The 17,367-nt window shown below is 62.4% G+C and carries 8 protein-coding genes, 2 tRNA genes, 3 rRNA genes and 1 pseudogene; 3 read left to right on the top strand and 11 right to left on the bottom strand.

Translation table 11 applies throughout. The features are described from left to right. Nucleotides 1-292: 292 nt before the first annotated feature. The 4 genes and pseudogenes from IP90_RS00605 to gpmI all read right to left on the bottom strand — a co-directional run bounded on the left by IP90_RS00605 (nucleotide 293) and on the right by gpmI (nucleotide 4,929). A complete protein-coding gene (locus IP90_RS00605; protein WP_144897617.1) occupies nucleotides 293-775 on the bottom strand; it encodes a hypothetical protein in 483 nt (160 codons plus the stop codon). A gap of 37 nt (nucleotides 776-812) precedes the next feature. Then, a pseudogene (locus IP90_RS00600) lies at nucleotides 813-2,138 on the bottom strand (S41 family peptidase); the annotation flags it as partial. Between the two features lie 89 nt (nucleotides 2,139-2,227). Further along, on the bottom strand, nucleotides 2,228-3,427 hold the full coding sequence (locus tag IP90_RS00595; protein ID WP_144897613.1) for a murein hydrolase activator EnvC family protein: 1,200 nt from the start codon (nucleotides 3,425-3,427) through the stop codon (nucleotides 2,228-2,230). Then, complete coding sequence (gene gpmI / locus IP90_RS00590) at nucleotides 3,424-4,929, bottom strand: 2,3-bisphosphoglycerate-independent phosphoglycerate mutase (protein WP_277874189.1); 1,506 nt, start codon at nucleotides 4,927-4,929, stop codon at nucleotides 3,424-3,426. The genes IP90_RS00595 and gpmI overlap by 4 nt, the downstream gene beginning before the upstream one ends. Before the next feature lie 175 nt (nucleotides 4,930-5,104). Here gpmI and IP90_RS00585 point away from each other — a divergent pair, with 175 nt between their 5' ends. The 3 genes from IP90_RS00585 to IP90_RS00575 all read left to right on the top strand — a co-directional run bounded on the left by IP90_RS00585 (nucleotide 5,105) and on the right by IP90_RS00575 (nucleotide 8,565). Further along, nucleotides 5,105-5,788, top strand: coding sequence for a DUF4097 family beta strand repeat-containing protein (locus IP90_RS00585; RefSeq protein WP_144897609.1), 684 nt, complete (start codon nucleotides 5,105-5,107; stop codon nucleotides 5,786-5,788). 199 nt (nucleotides 5,789-5,987) lie between these two features. Beyond that, the gene (locus IP90_RS00580; RefSeq protein WP_144897608.1) at nucleotides 5,988-7,709 is read left to right on the top strand and encodes a M28 family metallopeptidase; all 1,722 of its coding nucleotides are present in this window, start codon (nucleotides 5,988-5,990) and stop codon (nucleotides 7,707-7,709) included. A gap of 463 nt (nucleotides 7,710-8,172) precedes the next feature. After that, complete coding sequence (locus tag IP90_RS00575) at nucleotides 8,173-8,565, top strand: MAPEG family protein (RefSeq protein WP_144897606.1); 393 nt, start codon at nucleotides 8,173-8,175, stop codon at nucleotides 8,563-8,565. 54 nt (nucleotides 8,566-8,619) lie between these two features. Here the strand turns inward: IP90_RS00575 and IP90_RS00570 are convergent, their stop codons facing one another. The 7 genes from IP90_RS00570 to tyrS form a co-directional block, all read right to left on the bottom strand. Beyond that, a complete protein-coding gene (locus tag IP90_RS00570; protein WP_144897604.1) occupies nucleotides 8,620-10,218 on the bottom strand; it encodes a serine hydrolase domain-containing protein in 1,599 nt (532 codons plus the stop codon). 172 nt (nucleotides 10,219-10,390) lie between these two features. Beyond that, a 5S ribosomal RNA gene (gene rrf / locus IP90_RS00565) occupies nucleotides 10,391-10,504 on the bottom strand. A 130-nt stretch (nucleotides 10,505-10,634) separates the two neighbouring features. Further along, nucleotides 10,635-13,513: ribosomal RNA gene (locus IP90_RS00560) — 23S ribosomal RNA — on the bottom strand. Between the two features lie 244 nt (nucleotides 13,514-13,757). Next, nucleotides 13,758-13,834, bottom strand: a tRNA-Ile gene (locus IP90_RS00555). Between the two features lie 20 nt (nucleotides 13,835-13,854). Then, nucleotides 13,855-13,930, bottom strand: a tRNA-Ala gene (locus tag IP90_RS00550). 112 nt (nucleotides 13,931-14,042) lie between these two features. Continuing rightward, nucleotides 14,043-15,587, bottom strand: a 16S ribosomal RNA gene (locus IP90_RS00545). The 16S, 23S and 5S rRNA genes sit together here with 2 tRNA genes alongside, the layout of an rRNA operon. Nucleotides 15,588-16,076: 489 nt before the next feature. After that, the gene (gene tyrS / locus IP90_RS00540; protein WP_144897602.1) at nucleotides 16,077-17,288 is read right to left on the bottom strand and encodes a tyrosine--tRNA ligase; all 1,212 of its coding nucleotides are present in this window, start codon (nucleotides 17,286-17,288) and stop codon (nucleotides 16,077-16,079) included. Between the last annotated feature and the right edge of the window lie 79 nt (nucleotides 17,289-17,367).

The raw sequence follows: 17,367 nt of genomic DNA, 5'->3' as shown, positions 1-17,367 counted from the left end.
AATGACTGTCCAGCGGCCATGCCATATGAGTTCGTCTGTTGTTCTGGCAATGAGAGCGATCTCAGCGCTTGAAAGGGCTGGGACCTCTTCGCCGACAGGGAGCAGTGGTTGGTACACGCATAGATAAAGCTCTTGGCCTTGGTCAATGACATGGCCAATGGCAATACGGCTCTCGTCCACGGGAATGGACAGCAAGTCGCCAGATTTTAGTGTCCGCCACGACGGTCTGGGCATAAGGTCTAATGTCTGATTTAAGTCGACCTGCGAAGCGGATTCGGCTTGCAATGAATTTTTAGGCCGCAGCTACAGCGCTGTAGGGCGACTGGAATGGCTCTACAAACAGACCGATACTGACAGCCAACTCAGCCGCCTTTGGGCAGGCGACTGGCACGCCAACATACATGTAGTAGTCGTATCCGACGTGGATGAATGAGCTTGCCCCTTCGAGCTTGCACCAGAACCGCTCTTGTAGCAGGCCTCCGAGCATAGCTCCAACTTGTCCAACTGAAAGGCGAGTGCCCTCGTCGAATGGCAGCGCAGCCTCATCGTGGTTTTCCAGTCCAGAAACCGCAAGCGATGTGACCTTGGACTCACGGAGGAATTCCAAAGCAACGGTGATGTACGCGCTCTCGACTCTCAGGTATTCAGTTTCCGTGAGCGGCACTCCATCAAAGGCGCGGCCGACGTCATTGACCGAGTTCCACTCATCACGGGTGTATGCCCCATGAGCATCACGGTCAGCTGGGTTGTACTTTGTTACTCGATACTGAAACACTGCTAACTCCTTCTGCGGCCTAACGTCCGCATCAACCCTGCGTAGCAGGCTTGGCAGCCGCGGCGACCGGCTTCTTCAACTCCGCCAGGGCGGCGGCGATCGGCGCATCGCCGTCGAGCACCTCGCCGGGCTTGAAGCCTTCCTTGCCTTCTTCGTCGCCGCGCAGGTGGCCGGGCAGGATCGCTTCGGTGTAGCCGATCGCGCCGTCGTCCTTCTTCTTCTCCGGATGCAGCACGACTTCCGGGGCGATGCCCACGCCCTGGATCGACTTGCCGCTGGGCGTGTAATAGCGCGCGGTGGTCAGCTTGACCGAGTCGCCGTTGTCCAGCGGCAGCACGGTCTGCACCGAGCCCTTGCCGAAGGTGCGGCTGCCGACCACGCGCGCGCGATGGTTGTCGCGCAGCGCGCCGGCCAGCACTTCCGAGGCGCTGGCCGAACCGGCGTCGACCAGCACCACCACCGGCGCGCCGTTCAAGCGATCGCCCGGCGTGGCGGAGAACTGGGCGTCGCTGATCGCGATGCGGCCGCGGGTGCTGACGATCTGGCCGCTGTCGAGCAGTTCGTCGGCGATCTGCACCGCCGCGGTCAGCAGGCCGCCGGGATTGCTGCGCAGGTCGATCACCAGGCCGCGCAGCTTGCCGCCGGCATCGGCCTTGAGCTTGTCGAGCTGGCGCGCGAAATCGGCGGCGGTGTCGGCCTGGAACGTGCTCACGCGCAGGTAGCCGTAACCGGGCTCGAGCATGCGCGAACGCACGCTGGCGACGCGGATCTTCTCGCGCGTCACGGTCACGTCGAAAGGCTTGGCGACGCCGGCGCGCACGATCTTGAGCGTGACTTGGGTGCCGGGCTTGCCGCGCAGCGGGCTGGACTTGCTGTCGTCGTCGATCGGCTTGCCGTCGATGGCGACGATCAGGTCGCCGGACTTGAGCCCGGCGCGCGCGGCCGGGGTGTCGTCGATCGGCGCCACCACGCGATAGGTCCGGTCCGGCAGGAACTGCAGTTCCACGCCGATGCCGTCGTAGGCGCCGCTGGTCTGGTCGTCGAATTCCTTGGCGTCGTCCTTGTCGAAATAGACGCTGTGCGGATCGAGGTCGCTGAGCAGGCCGCGCACCGCCGAATGCATCAGCTTGCTGTCGTCGACCGGCTCGACGTAGGCCTGCTTGACCGCGTTGTAGACCGCGACGTAGCGGCGGATCTCGTCCAGCGGCACCTTGGAGGTGGCGGTTTCCGCGGCATCGGGATCGTCGCTGGCGGCGATCTCCAGCGTTTCCTGCTCCGGCTCGTCCTGTTGCTGGGCGTGCACGGCAAGGGCAGGCCACAGCAGCAGGCCGAATACGATGGCGGGCAGGGGGCGAAAGCGCATGCGACGGCTCCGGAACATGACGGCAATTGGGGATTCGACCACGCGCGGGCGCGCGGGTTCGGACCGATTATGCCGGGGGCAATGTTGGTTCAGCGTTTCCGCAGCCAGACATCGGGATTGACTGGCTGGCCGTTACGGCGCAGCTCGAAATACAGCGCCGGGCGGCCCTGGCCGCCGGAATTGCCGACGCTGCCGACGGCGTCGCCGCGCCTGACCGCGTCGCCGGCGTCCTTGAGCAGCGCGTCGTTGTGCGCGTACAGGCTCATGTAGCCGTTGCCGTGGTCGACGATCAGCAGCAGGCCGTAGCCGGTCATCCATTCCGCATAGACCACCTGGCCATCGGCGACGGCGCGCACCGGGCTGCCGACCGGTGCGCCGATCAGCACGCCATCGCTGCTGCGGCCATCAGGCATGGTGCCGCGGTAGCCGGCCAGCAACGCGCCGGATACCGGCCAGCCGGCGCCGCCGACGGCGACTGATGCCGACGCCACCGGCGTGGGCGCGCGCTTGCCGGCACCGGCATTGGCATTGCGGCGCGCGTTGGCGGCTTCGCGTTCCTTCGCCGCGCGCGCCGCGGCGGCGCGCAGTTTCGACAGCAGGCGCTCCAGCGCCTTCACGTCGCGACCGAGCGCCTTCTCCTTCGCGTTGCGGTCGCGATAACGCTTGTCCAGTTGCGCGATCAGCGCGGCGCGTTCGCGTCGCTGCTTTTCCAGCGCCGCCAGTTCCCTGCGCTTGTCCTCGCGCGTGGCGTCCAGTTGCGCGCGCTTGTCGGCGATGTCGCGCTCGACCTGTTCCAGCTGTTGCAGCTCCGCGGTCAGATCGGCGATGCGCCGGGCGCGGTCGCGCTGCAGGTAACGGTGATAGGCCAGATCGCGATTGGCGTCGGCGACGCGGTCCTGCGCCAGCAGCACCTTCAGCGGCGCATCGTCGCCAAGTTTGTACGCGGCGCGCAGCAGCTGGGTCAGCTCCTCGCGCTGCGCGCTCAGTTTTTCCTGCAATGCATCGCGGCGCTGCTGCAGCTCGGCCAGTGCGGCGCTTTGCTGTTGCAGTTGCGCTTCGGTCTGGCTCAGCACGCGGCTGGACTGGCCGACCTGCTCGTCGGCGCGACGCAGTTCGCGCGACGCCTCGCCGCGTTGGCCTTCCAGCTTGCGTCGTTCCGACGCGATGCTTTTCAGTTCGGTGCGCGCGCGTTCGAGCTTGCGCTCGGTGTCGCGGCTGCTTTGCGCCTGCACGGTGCCCGCCGCCAACAGCGTGACGCACAGCAGCAGGCGCGCGCAGGTCGCGGTCATCCGGCGAACAGGCTGCGTCCGCTCATCTCGGCAGGCGCTGGCAGGCCGAGCAGGTCGAGCACGGTCGGCGCGACGTCGCGCAGCGCACCGCCGCTGCGCAGGCGCGCATCGCTGCGTTCGCCGATGTACACGAACGGCACCGGGCCGACGGTATGCGCGGTGTGCGGCTGACCGGTGACCGGGTCGCGCATCATTTCCAGGTTGCCGTGGTCGGCGGTGACCAGCAGCGCGCCGTGCGCGGCGCGCACCGCGGCGTCGATCGCGCCGAGCGCGACGTCCACCGCCTGCGCGGCCTGGATCGCCGCCTGCAGGTCGCCGCTGTGGCCGACCATGTCGGGATTGGCGATGTTGCAGACGATCACGTCGAACTTTTCGGAGGCGATCGCCTCGACCAGCTTCGCGGTCAGTTCCGGGCAGCTCATTTCCGGCTGCAGGTCGTAGGTGGCGACCTTCGGGCTCGGCACCAGGATGCGCGCCTCGCCCGGGTACATGTCTTCGCGCCCGCCGCTGAAGAAGAAGGTCACGTGCGCGTACTTCTCGGTCTCGGCGATGCGCAGCTGGGTCAGGCCCTGCGCGGAAACGAGTTCGCCGAGCGTGTGGCTGAGATCGTCCGGCGCGAACGCGACCGGCGCCGGCAGCCGCGCGTCGTATTCGGTCAGGCAGACGAAGCGCGACAGTTGCGGTCGACGCGCGTCGAAGCCGGTGAACGCCGGATCGACGAACGCCGCGGTGAGCTGGCGTGCGCGGTCGGCGCGGAAATTCATGAACACCACCGCGTCGCCGTCTTGCATCGGCCGTGCGCCATCGAGCACGGTCGGCAACACGAACTCGTCGTTCTCGCGGCGCGCGTACGCAGCCTGCAATGCGGAAAGCGCATCGCTCGCGTGGTGCTCGGCCTGCGCTTCGACGATCGCATCCCATGCCTTGCGCAGCCGGTTCCAGCGCTTGTCGCGGTCCATCGCGTAATAGCGGCCGCTGACGGTGGCGATGCGGGCATTGCCGAGTGCATCGCACTTGTCCTGCAGCGCGCGCAGGCTGGCTTCGGCCGAACGCGGCGGCGTGTCGCGGCCGTCGAGGAAGGCATGTACGGCGACGTCGGCCACGCCTTCGCGGCGGGCCAGGTCGAGCATCGCGAAGATGTGGATCTCGTGGCTGTGCACGCCGCCGGGCGAGAGCAGGCCCATCACGTGCAGCGTGGCGTTGCCAGTCTTGGCGGCGTCGCAGGCCGCGCGCAGTTCGGCATTGGCGAAAAAGCTGCCATCCTCGATCGCCGCGTCGACGCGGGTCAGGTCCTGGTAGACGATGCGGCCGGCGCCGAGGTTCATGTGGCCGACTTCGGAATTGCCCATCTGCCCGTCCGGCAGGCCGACATGGCGGCCCTCGGTGTGAATCAGGGTGTGCGGCGACTGCGACCACAGCCGCCGCCAGTTCGGCAGCTGCGCCTGGGCCAAGGCATTGTCGGCCGGATCGTCGCGATGGCCCCAGCCATCGAGGATCAGCAATACGACCGGTTTCGGGCGTGCGGCATTTGGTTTAAACGTCGGCTGCGGCAAGACGACAGTCCCAGTGACTAACGACAGTCGTCGATTGTAGCGAAGCCACCTAAGCTTCCGTCCAACCCCACATCCAGCGCTCCGCCCTGCGGCGGGCGCACGCTACCGGTTCCAAGGAGACTTCATGCAGCGCCTTTCCCTCGCCCTCGTGCTGGCCGTCGTTCTGGTCGGCAACGCCCAGGCGGCCAACGAGGTCCATCCCGAGGACATCGACAAGGTGAATGGCGCGATCACGGCCAGCGCCGGCCAGGCCTACGGCGACCTGGAAACGGTCAACGGCGGCATCCGCATCGAAGCCGGCGCGCGCACCGAGAACGCCGAAACCATCAACGGCAGCATCAAGGTCGCCGAACGCGCACAGACCGGTGACCTGTCCACGGTCAACGGCGGCATCCGCCTAGGCCGCGAAGTGCAGGTCGACGGCAGCCTGGAAACGGTCAACGGCGACGTGTTCGTCGACCAGGGCAGCCGCGTCAGCGGCGGCATCAGCACCGTCAACGGTGCGATCGGCCTGGTCGGCGCCGAACTGGGCAAGGACATCGAAACGGTCAACAGCGACATCACCGTCGGCGTGGGTTCGCATGTGCGCGGCGGCATCCGGATCGAGAAGCCGACCCGCAGCTGGCTGCCGATCAGCATGGGCAAGCGCCGCCCGCCGCGCGTCACCATCGGCCCGGATGCAGTGGTGGACGGCCCGCTGGTGTTCGAACGCGAGGTCAGGCTGTACGTGCACGACAGCGCCAGGATCGGCCCGGTCACCGGCGCCACCGCGCAGCGTTACCAGGGCGAGCCGCCGCAGGAAGAGTGATCGGCGTGCGTGGGATACCGCGCCGTGCCGCCATGACACAGGAATCCTGAGGCAAATTGCGACCATTGCGGACCTGCCCAGGCGGTCCGCAAGGCCATGCGGCTGTCGTCCGCGCGCCGTCCGACCCTGCCGAAAGTAACTGCGGGACGCACTTCGGTGCGTCGTAGAATCGACGATTCCGCTCCATGGAGAATCCCGGATGACGTTGCGTCCCCTGCTACTCAGTGCGATGACGATCGCGATCCTCGCCGCCTGCCAGCGCGAAGCCGCGGCGCCGGCGCCTGCACCCCAGACTCCGGAAACGGCGGCGGCGACGCCGGCATCCAGCCACGCCTTCGATCCGGCGATCCGCAGCGAGGACTTCGCCGAACTGGTCAAGACGCTGGCGTCGGACGAATTCGAAGGCCGCGCGCCGGGCAGTGCCGGCGAGGACAAGACCGTCGAGTACATCAAGGCGCAGTTCGAGCGCATCGGGCTGAAGCCGGGCAATGGCGACAGCTTCTTCCAGACGGTGCCGATGACCGAAACCACCGCCGATGAATCGACCACGCTGAAGATCGACGCCAACGGCAAGCCCTACGAACTCAAGTTCGGCACCGACATGGTGATCGGCACGCGCACCGGCAACAGCGAAGTGAAGATCGACGACAGCGAGCTGGTGTTCGTCGGCTACGGCGTCAACGCGCCGGAGCTGGACTGGAACGATTACGAAGGCCTCGACGTCGAGGGCAAGACCGTGGTGATGCTGGTCAATGACCCAGGCTTCCACGGCAAGGACGAGTCGCTGTTCGAAGGCAAGCGCATGACGTATTACGGGCGCTGGACCTACAAGTTCGAGGAAGCGGCGCGTCAGGGCGCGGCGGCGGCGATCATCGTGCACGACACCGACGGCGCGTCCTATGGCTGGGACGTGGTCAAGGGTTCCTGGTCCGGTGCGCAGTTCGACCTGCGCGCGGCCGACGACCCGGCGCCGCGCCTGCCGGCGCAGGGCTGGATCACCGCCGATGTCGCGAAGAAGCTGTTCGCCGACGCCGGCCTCGACCTGGCCGAACAATACAAGGCCGCCGGCAAACGTGGCTTCAAGTCGGTGCCGTTGAATGCCAAATTGTCGTTGGATTTGAAGAGCAAGGTCAGCGAAAAGCAGTCGCGCAATGTGGTCGGCGTGCTGCCCGGCAGCCAGCGCCCGGACGAGGCGATCGTCTACATGGCGCACTGGGACCACCTCGGCAAGCACGACGACGAGCCGGGCGACAACATCTACAACGGCGCCGTCGACAATGCGACCGGCGTGGCCGGGATCATCGAGGTCGCCGGCGCGTTCGCGGCGCAGGAACCGAAGCCGGAACGCTCGGTGGTGTTCCTGGCGGTAACGCTGGAAGAATCCGGCCTGCTCGGCTCCAAGTACTACGTCGCCCATCCCGCATTCCCGCTCGACAAGACCGTGGGCGTGGTCAACATCGACGCGATGTCGGTGGCCGGCAAGAGCCGCGACATGACCGTGGTCGGCTTCGGCAGTTCGGAACTGGAGGACGTGCTCAAGCCGATCGCGCAACAGCAGGGCCGCAGCCTGCACGCGGAAACGCATCCGGAAAGCGGCTCGTTCTTCCGCTCCGACCATTTCAACTTCGCCAAGGCGGGCGTGCCGGCGCTGTACGTCGACGGCGGCCATGACCTGGTCGACGGTGGCAAGGCCGCCGGCGAAGCGGCCGGCAAGGATTACGGCGACAAGCGTTACCACAAACCGGCCGACGAGTACGACGCCGCCACCTGGAAACTCGATGGCACCATGCAGGACCTCGACGTGGCGTACCAGGTCGGGCGCGAACTGGCCGGCTCGGACCGCTGGCCGAACTGGTACGAGGGCAACGCGTTCAAGGCCGCGCGCGACCAGATGATGCAGGGCAAGCCGGCGCCGCAGTAATCGCGTTCACGGCAATCCGCCGCGGCAGCGTCGCGGCGGATATCCGGCGGCGGTAGCGTTCCGGTGCTTTCTTTTCGCTGCGGTTCGCACCTTTGCGATCCCTACTATGGCCCGTTCCGCAACGGACGGGCCTGCTTCTTTCGCCGCTGGCGAATCGCGTCGGCTCTCAGTTTTGTAGAGGGGAGCCTGCTCCGCTACTTTTAAGCCCTCCCCCTTCAAAGGGGTGAGGGCGGATCGCTTGCGAGCCACTGGCTCGCATCCGCTTGAACGCCGGAGCGTGATGCGCGAAAACCGGGCGGGTTGGGTGGGGATGGGTTCGCCTTTGACGTTCGCCATGACATCGAACCCATCCCGGCCTTCCGCCTGAAGGGGAAGGAGAAATCAAAAGCAGCGGAGCGAGCTTCGCTCTACAAGGCAGCCGGCTGGTAGGCTGCGGACTTTCTTCAAGCCGGAGCCGCCGCCAATGCCCGTTGCCTATCTGTGCATCCTGATCGCGGCCTTGCTGCCCTATCTCTGGGTCGCCATCGCCAAGGCCAGTGGCCAGCGCTACGACAACCGCGATCCGCGCGGCTGGCTCGCCAAACAGGACAACCCGCGCGTGCACCGCGCCTATTCCGCCCAGCTCAACGCATTCGAGGCCTTCGCCCCGTTCGCCGCTGCGGTGCTGATGGCGCAATTCGCAGGCGTCGACGCGGACTGGATCGCGCTGCTGTCCGTTACCTTCGTCCTTGTCCGCATCGTCCACGGCATTTTCTACCTGGGCAACCGCGCCCTGTGGCGCAGCGTGATCTGGGCCACAGGTCTCCTCTGCGTGTTCGTGCTGATGGCGATGGCGATCTACAACACCGCTGCGTGATGTTTTATCGGGTTCGTCGCAGGGACGGCGATCCTCCCGCCGCAATCCTGCGTTTCACTTTCCCGGCGCAGGGGTTTCATCCACGCGAGTGAAGCTGTCGTCTTCCCAGCGCAGCGAACCGGCATCGTCCGCGTAGCGAAAAGTCTCGGGTGGATCGAGCGCGGATGTGCTGGCGCCAAACAGATCGACACTGGCCGGCGTCAGCGTCAGGCGCATTGCACCCAGTCGCGCTTCCAGGCCACCGGCATCGTGCGCGACTTCGAGTCGACCGAGACGGTCGCTTCGAAAGGTTCCAACGTAGCGTTGGGTTTCCGCGCGGGAAGGAGCCCATTTCCAGCCGCCCCACGCAGCGTCATCGCGGACCTGCTGCACGGCGTCCCGTCGCGCCGCGACCGTGCGGGCCAGGCGGCCGGGATAGTCGGCCACCACCTTGCGCAGGCGCTCGCTCTCGCCGTTCTTGCCGGCCGCCAGGCCAATGAAGGCTTTCATGAGCTCCAGTTGCAATCCTTCCATGGCGCTGTCGCTGTTCGTCGCCAGCGACAGGCCGGTGTCCATGGCCGGAATCAGGACCGTGGCCGATACCGCGCCCCTATAGCCACCCGGATGCATGAGCACATGCTGGTTCTGGTACGTACACGCATACCAGCCGAGGCTGTAACCGTCGCACACGAATTCGCCATCCGACAGATCGGCCCTGGCCTGCGGACGTTGCGCCAGTTCGAAGCCGCGCGCGGAGGGCATGCCCGTTGGCGAGCGCCGGCGCAGGTTGGCCCGCATCCACGTCGCCATGTCATCTGCAGAAGCCAGCAGGCCGCCTGCCGCATGCATCAGGTCCGGTTTGGGCGGATACGCGATCCAGGCGCGACCATCCCAACGATGATTCCAGGTCAGCCGCCCCGCAGGCACCTGCGAGGAGCGACTGTGGACGTGATCGAGCTTCAACGGCCGCAATACTTCCTTCTGCAGCCAGTCCTGCCAGCTTCGTCCGGTCCGTACCTCCAGTGCCGCGCCGTAGATCAAGTCGCCGATGTTGGCGTAGCGGAATCCCTCGCTTCGTGCTTCGGTATGACGTGACAGCATGGCGGGGTAGTCGGCAGCCGGAACGTGGCGCACGTATGCGGTGAGGAAGTTCAGCGTGTCCGTCTTCAGTCGTTCCTGGTGCGACAGCAGGTCCGCCATCGTGATGGCGGCGGGATCCACCGGCGGCGGCAGGGTGAGTTGCGGCCAGATCTGGGCCAGCGTGGTGTCGAGCGGCAGCACTCCACTTTCGTCGAGGTGGGCTGCCAGCAGCGCGATGAACGATTTCGTCTGAGACGCGATGTAGAACTGCGATTGGCGGTCGACGGGTTCCGGTTGACCGGCGTGTGCTGCCCCCTGGACGAGCATGAGCGGAGTGAGGTCACCGTGCACGACGACGGCCGATACTGCGGGAAAGGCACCCGGCTGCTTCTGTATTTCAACGAGCGCCGCCCGGATTTCGTTGGCGGCGCTCTGCACCCGCTGCTTGGCAGCCCCTTCGGTTTCGGCGCGAGGCTCCTTCGCGATCGCCGTGGTGGCGACGAGCCCGGCCAGGACCATGGCGCCGAGCCGAGGCCACAATTTCGCCTGCAGATGCCGGCGGGCTGTTCCAGTACGCATGTCGATCTCCGTCATCCAATGGGTGCGCCTTCATTCGATAGCTGAAGGCAGCGGTGTCGCCAGGGGATACGGCTCGGGCGCTCGCGGTTGCGACGGTCGCGCATGCGGCGCGGCCCGTCGTGTCGGTGCCGTACTGGGTCGCGCGCAAAGAAAAAGCCCGTCCTTACGGACGGGCTTTTGGGATAAATCCTGGCGATGACCTACTCTCGCATGCTAGATGCACACTACCATCGGCGCAGCTGCGTTTCACTTCCGAGTTCGGGATGGGATCGGGTGGTGCCACAGCGCTAAAGTCGCCAGAAAGACGGTGAAGCGTCGCGGTTTCCAGAAAAAAAAGAATCGCGCCGTCTTGCATTGGGTTCGTGACGTAGCGGGCTGATCGAGCGAGAGACACGACGTGTCGTCTTCGGCTCAAGGCCACTTGAGGTTATATGGTCAAGCCACACGGATCATTAGTACTGGTTAGCTCAACACGTTGCCGTGCTTACACACCCAGCCTATCAACCACCTAGTCTTGATGGTTCCTTTAGGGGACTTGTGTCCCGGGAGATCTCATCTTGAGGCGCGCTTCCCGCTTAGATGCTTTCAGCGGTTATCGCTTCCGAACATAGCTACCCGGCAATGCCACTGGCGTGACAACCGGAACACCAGAGGTTCGTCCACTCCGGTCCTCTCGTACTAGGAGCAGCCCCTCTCAAATCTCCAACGCCCATGGCAGATAGGGACCGAACTGTCTCACGACGTTCTGAACCCAGCTCGCGTACCACTTTAAATGGCGAACAGCCATACCCTTGGGACCGACTACAGCCCCAGGATGTGATGAGCCGACATCGAGGTGCCAAACACCGCCGTCGCTATGGACGCTTGGGCGGTATCAGCCTGTTATCCCCGGAGTACCTTTTATCCGTTGAGCGATGGCCCTTCCATTCAGAACCACCGGATCACTAAGACCTACTTTCGTACCTGCTTGATCCGTCGATCTTGCAGTCAAGCACGCTTATGCCTTTGCACACAGTGCGCGATGTCCGACCGCGCTGAGCGTACCTTCGTGCTCCTCCGTTACTCTTTGGGAGGAGACCGCCCCAGTCAAACTACCCACCATACACGGTCCCTGATCCGGATTACGGACCTAGGTTAGAACGTCAAGCACTTCAGGGTGGTATTTCAAGGATGGCTCCACCGAAGCTAGCGCCTCGGTTTCATAGCCTCCCACCTATCCTACACAGAAGAACTCAACGTTCAGTGTAAAGCTATAGTAAAGGTTCACGGGGTCTTTCCGTCTTGCCACGGGAACGCTGCATCTTCACAGCGATTTCAATTTCACTGAGTCTCGGGTGGAGACAGCGCCGCTGTCGTTACGCCATTCGTGCAGGTCGGAACTTACCCGACAAGGAATTTCGCTACCTTAGGACCGTTATAGTTACGGCCGCCGTTTACTGGGGCTTCGATCAAGAGCTTCGCCTTGCGGCTGACCCCATCAATTAACCTTCCAGCACCGGGCAGGCGTCACACCCTATACGTCCACTTTCGTGTTTGCAGAGTGCTGTGTTTTTGATAAACAGTCGCAGCGGCCTGGTCACTGCGGCCCCTCTCAGCTCAGCTACGCATGTAGCCACCAAAAAGGGCGCACCTTCTCCCGAAGTTACGGTGCCATGTTGCCTAGTTCCTTCACCCGAGTTCTCTCAAGCGCCTGAGAATTCTCATCCTACCCACCTGTGTCGGTTTACGGTACGGTCTGCATAAGCTGAAGCTTAGGGGCTTTTCCTGGAAGCGTGGTATCAGTCACTTCGCTCTAATGAGCTCGTCTCGGTGCTCGGAATAAAGGGTCCCGGATTTGCCTAAGACCCATCCCTACCTCCTTTCCCCGGGACAACCAACGCCCGGTAGACCTAACCTTCTCCGTCCCCCCATCGCACTTATGCGAGGTGCTGGAATATTAACCAGCTTCCCATCGACTACGCATTTCTGCCTCGCCTTAGGGGCCGACTCACCCTGCGTCGATTAACGTTGCGCAAGGAAACCTTGGGCTTTCGGCGTGGGGGCTTTTCACCCCCATTATCGTTACTCATGTCAGCATTCGCACTTCCGATACCTCCAGCGGACTTCTCAATCCACCTTCGCAGGCGTACGGAACGCTCCTCTACCGCACATCACAAAGTGATGCACCCCAAGCTTCGGTTCATCGCTTAGCCCCGTTAAATCTTCCGCGCAGACCGACTCGACCAGTGAGCTATTACGCTTTCTTTAAAGGGTGGCTGCTTCTAAGCCAACCTCCTGGCTGTCTGTGCCTTTCCACATCGTTCACCACTTAGCGATAAATTTGGGACCTTAGCTGTGGGTCTGGGTTGTTTCCCTTTTCACGACGGACGTTAGCACCCGCCGTGTGTCTCCCATACAGTCCGTCTCGGTATTCGGAGTTTGCCATGGTTTGGTAAGTCGCAATGACCCCCTAGCCATAACAGTGCTCTACCCCCGAGAGGATACATATGAGGCGCTACCTAAATAGCTTTCGAGGAGAACCAGCTATCTCCGGGTTCGATTAGCTTTTCACTCCTAATCACACCTCATCCCCTACCTTTGCAACGGGAGTGGGTTCGGGCCTCCAGTCGGTGTTACCCGACCTTCACCCTGGGCATGACTAGATCACCCGGTTTCGGGTCTACTGCCCGCGACTATGCGCCCTTATCAGACTCGGTTTCCCTTCGCCTCCCCTATACGGTTAAGCTCGCCACGAACAGTAAGTCGCTGACCCATTATACAAAAGGTACGCAGTCACCCTTGCGGGCTCCTACTGCTTGTACGCACACGGTTTCAGGGTCTATTTCACTCCCCTCGCCGGGGTTCTTTTCGCCTTTCCCTCACGGTACTGGTTCACTATCGGTCGGTCAGGAGTATTTAGCCTTGGAGGATGGTCCCCCCATGTTCAGACAGGGTTTCACGTGCCCCGCCTTACTCAATTTCATCTGCGTGGCCCTTTCGCATACTGGGCTGTCACCGTCTATGGCCGGCCTTTCCAGGCCGTTTTGCTAAAACCATGCAGACTTTTGGGCTGTTCCCCGTTCGCTCGTCGCTACTCAGGGAATCTCGGTTGATTTCTTTTCCTCCGGTTACTTAGATATTTCAGTTCACCGGGTTCGCTTCCATGAGCTATGTATTCACTCATAGATACTCCTTGCGGAGTGGGTTTCCCCATTCGGACATTGCCGGATCAAAGCTTGTTGCCAGCTCCCCGACACTTTTCGCAGGCTACCACGTCCTTCATCGCCTCTGACCGCCAAGGCATCCACCGTGTGCGCTTATTCGCTTGACCATATAACCTCAAGTCGCCTCAAGGTTTGTCTGTGCCTGCGGGTACAAACCGCAGAACGCGAATATCAACGACAACTTCAAATGTAAGAGTGCTTTTTACGGCACTCCGCCTTAGCCTCTACGACACGTCAAGAATTTCTCATCTCAAACGCTCGCTACGTCACGAATTTTTAAAGAACGCGGCACCGGCCTCAACGCCAGGCTGCTTCTAAATCTTATGTGTGCGCGATTTACATCCAGAGAAGTGGTGGGTCTGGGAGGACTCGAACCACCGGCCTCACCCTTATCAGGGGTGCGCTCTAACCACCTGAGCTACAGACCCAATGTCTCGAGTTCATCAGATGGTGGAGCCAGTCGGGATCGAACCGACGACCCCCTGCTTGCAAAGCAGGTGCTCTCCCAGCTGAGCTATGGCCCCAACGTCGTCCTTGCGGACAAACGAGGATGCTCCCTCGGCGTTTTCGCCGGGAACTCTGGATGCAGGTCACTTGTGCGGACGTCTGACAAGCAATTAGCTGTCTTTAGTCTCTAAAGGAGGTGATCCAGCCGCACCTTCCGATACGGCTACCTTGTTACGACTTCACCCCAGTCATCGGCCACACCGTGGCAAGCGCCCCCCTTGCGGTTAAGCTACCTGCTTCTGGTGCAACAAACTCCCATGGTGTGACGGGCGGTGTGTACAAGGCCCGGGAACGTATTCACCGCAGCAATGCTGATCTGCGATTACTAGCGATTCCGACTTCACGGAGTCGAGTTGCAGACTCCGATCCGGACTGAGATAGGGTTTCTGGGATTGGCTCACCCTCGCGGGTTTGCAGCCCTCTGTCCCTACCATTGTAGTACGTGTGTAGCCCTGGCCGTAAGGGCCATGATGACTTGACGTCATCCCCACCTTCCTCCGGTTTGTCACCGGCGGTCTCCTTAGAGTTCCCACCATTACGTGCTGGCAACTAAGGACAAGGGTTGCGCTCGTTGCGGGACTTAACCCAACATCTCACGACACGAGCTGACGACAGCCATGCAGCACCTGTGTTCCGATTCCCGAAGGCACTCCCGCATCTCTGCAGGATTCCGGACATGTCAAGGCCAGGTAAGGTTCTTCGCGTTGCATCGAATTAAACCACATACTCCACCGCTTGTGCGGGCCCCCGTCAATTCCTTTGAGTTTCAGTCTTGCGACCGTACTCCCCAGGCGGCGAACTTAACGCGTTAGCTTCGATACTGAGAGCCAAGTTGCTCCCAACATCCAGTTCGCATCGTTTAGGGCGTGGACTACCAGGGTATCTAATCCTGTTTGCTCCCCACGCTTTCGTGCCTCAGTGTCAGTGCTGGTCCAGATGGCCGCCTTCGCCACAGATGTTCCTCCCGATCTCTACGCATTTCACTGCTACACCGGGAATTCCGCCATCCTCTACCGCACTCTAGCCTGCCAGTATCCAATGCCATTCCCAGGTTGAGCCCAGGGCTTTCACATCAGACTTAACAAACCACCTACGCACGCTTTACGCCCAGTAATTCCGAGTAACGCTTGCACCCTTCGTATTACCGCGGCTGCTGGCACGAAGTTAGCCGGTGCTTATTCTTTGGGTACCGTCATCCCTGCCGGGTATTAACCGACAGGATTTCTTTCCCAACAAAAGGGCTTTACAACCCGAAGGCCTTCTTCACCCACGCGGTATGGCTGGATCAGGCTTGCGCCCATTGTCCAATATTCCCCACTGCTGCCTCCCGTAGGAGTCTGGACCGTGTCTCAGTTCCAGTGTGGCTGATCATCCTCTCAGACCAGCTACGGATCGTCGCCTTGGTGGGCCTTTACCCCGCCAACTAGCTAATCCGACATCGGCTCATCTATCCGCGCGAAGCCCGAAGGTCCTCCGCTTTCACCCTAAGGTCGTATGCGGTATTAGCGTAAGTTTCCCTACGTTATCCCCCACGAAAAGGTAGATTCCGATGTATTCCTCACCCGTCCGCCACTCGCCACCCAGAGAGCAAGCTCTCCTGTGCTGCCGTTCGACTTGCATGTGTTAGGCCTACCGCCAGCGTTCACTCTGAGCCAGGATCAAACTCTTCACTTAAGTTTTTCGGCTTTCAGTCCCGAAGGACCTAGGCCAATTTTTTGAGTGCAGTCGTCGTCACCGAGCTCCAGAACCACTCGCTTGCATTTCTGCATTTGAATTGATTTGGAGACTCTGTTCGAACGCCCTGCAAATGGACAGTCATCCACTCGCCAGACGCCCGCACAAGTCACCTGCGCACACTGTCAAAGATCTGTGGAGTTGGCCTCAGCGCCGAACCCCGTTTCCCGTGAGAGCTAAGTGCCTCACCGAGCCGCCTACTATACAACCAATTTCGAGTCCGTCAACACCTTTTTTCAAGATTTTTCGGACCCTCTGCTTGGCCCCGGGTGGTGAAACTTCCCGGGCAGCGGGTCGAAAAGAATAGCAGGCCGATCAGTCGTTTGGAACTCCCCCTGAAAGAAAAATCCGCAGGGGACCCGGACCACGATCAGGCGCGGATTCGCGCGCTTTGGGCGCCATCCTGTTTTTCGCGGGGTTTTCGGCCTTTTATGCTGCAGCCACCAGGCGCACGCGCGCGAAATTACGCTTGCCGATCTGGAGTACGCCCTCGAAACCGGGCATGAACAACTGTTGCGGATCCTCGACCACCGCGCCATCGACGCGCACTGCGCGCTCGCCCAGCTTGCGCAGGCCCTCGGCATTGCTGGTGGTCAGCCCCGCCGCCTTCAGCAGCGCCGCGGTACGCAGGCCTTCGGCCGGCACCGCGAGCTCCGCCAGCGGCAACAGGGAAGTATCGCCCTGGCCGCGTACCACGGCATGCCAACCGGCGATGGCCATGTCCGCCGCTGCGGCATCGTGGAAACGGGCCGCCAGCTCGCGCGCCAGGCGCAGCTTGACGTCGCGGGGATTCAGCGCGCCGGCGGCGACTTCCGCCTGCAGGCGCCGGGCCTCGTCGATGCCGATCTCGAAACTCAGCAGCTCGATCCAGCGCCACATCAGTTCATCGCCGATCTTCAACGTCTTGGTGACGATGTCGATCGCCGGCTCCGCGATACCAATGTAGTTGCCCAGCGATTTGGACATCTTCTGCACGCCATCCAGGCCTTCCAGCAGCGGCATGGTCAGCACGATCTGCGGTGGCTGGCCGAAGTGCTCCTGCAGGCCGCGTCCCATCAGCAGGTTGAACTTCTGGTCGGTGCCGCCGAGCTCGACGTCGCTCTTGAGGGCGACCGAATCGTAGCCCTGCACCAGTGGATACAGGAATTCGTGGATCGCAATGGGCTGCTGGGCGGCATAACGCTTGGCAAAATCGTCGCGCTCAAGCATGCGCGCGACGGTGTGCTGCGCGGCCAGCCGGATCATGTCGGCCGCATTCATCGCGCCAAACCACTCGGAATTGAAGCGGACTTCGGTCCGCTCCCTGTCCAGCACCTTGAATACCTGCTCGGCGTAGGTCTCGGCGTTGGCCAGCACATCTTCGCGGGTCAGCGGCTTGCGGGTGACGTTCTTGCCGGAGGGGTCGCCGATCATCCCGGTGAAGTCGCCGATCAGGAAGATCACCTGGTGGCCCAGTTCCTGGAACTGCCGCATCTTGTTGAGCAGCACGGTATGGCCCAGGTGCAGGTCCGGCGCGGTCGGATCGAAGCCGGCCTTGATCCGCAACGGGCGGCCGAGTTTCAGGCGTGCTTCCAGCTCCTCGCGCTTGAGGATTTCATCGGCGCCGCGGGCGATCAGGTCAAAGGCGTGTTGGATGGGCACTTCAAAGGGTCCAGGTTCAGCTGAATGGGGCTTTTCGTGAATTTTGTATTAAATAAAGGTTAATCAGTGCTCAGCGTCA

The sequence above is a fragment of the Luteimonas cucumeris genome, assembly GCF_007830035.1.
Taxonomy (GTDB): Bacteria; Pseudomonadota; Gammaproteobacteria; order Xanthomonadales; family Xanthomonadaceae; genus Luteimonas_C; species Luteimonas_C cucumeris.
This window is presented reverse-complemented; position numbering and strand designations above follow the sequence as displayed.